Source organism: Pseudomonas sp. 05N434 (assembly GCF_056396965.1).
Genome location: NZ_JBFTMK010001024.1, coordinates 1 through 651, shown reverse-complemented (window position 1 = coordinate 651; position 651 = coordinate 1). Strand labels below are relative to the sequence as shown.

Sequence of the window (651 nt, the reverse complement as noted above, 5' to 3'; positions counted from 1 at the left end):
TGAGAGTTGTTAATTAAAATCAACAAGGCTAAGCTCCGGAAAAGCTCGTTCAAGTGTGAAACTTCGAGGTGATAAAAATGGCATTCAAGCCATTGATCGGCGTTACTGCGTGCGTCAAACAGATTGGCCTGCACCCCTACCACGTCAGCGGCGACAAGTACTTGCGTGCTGTCAGCGTCGCGGCATTGGGGCTGCCAGTGGTCATTCCTTCCTTAGGCGACCTGACCGAAACCGATGCGCTGCTCGCGCAGCTCGACGGTCTGTTGCTGACCGGCTCGCCGTCGAATGTGGAGCCTTTCCACTATCAAGGCCCGGCCAGTGCTCCCGGTACGGATCACGATCCGCAACGGGACGCCACCACCMTGCCCTTATTGCGCGCAGCCATCGCCGCCGGTGTTCCSGTGCTCGGYMTCTGCCGSGGCTTYCAGGAAATGAAYGTGGCRTTCGGYGGCAGCCTGCATCAGAAGGTSCACGAACTGCCCGGCATGCTCGATCACCGGGAAGCGGACAGTCCCGATCTGGCCGTGCAGTACGCAGCGGCCCATGCAGTGAATGTGCAACCGGGCGGTGTGTTCGAAGCACTGGACCTGCCACAGGTATTCCAGGTCAATTCGATTCACAGCCAGGGCATCGACCGACTCGCACCGGGCC

The 651-nt window shown here is 59.4% G+C and carries 1 protein-coding gene; it reads left to right on the top strand.

What is annotated here, in order from left to right; all coding sequences use genetic code 11:
- Positions 1-77: 77 nt before the first annotated feature.
- The coding region (locus AC1DLB_RS31485) for a gamma-glutamyl-gamma-aminobutyrate hydrolase family protein (RefSeq protein ID WP_477786467.1) at positions 78-651 on the top strand (574 nt) is incomplete at its 3' end.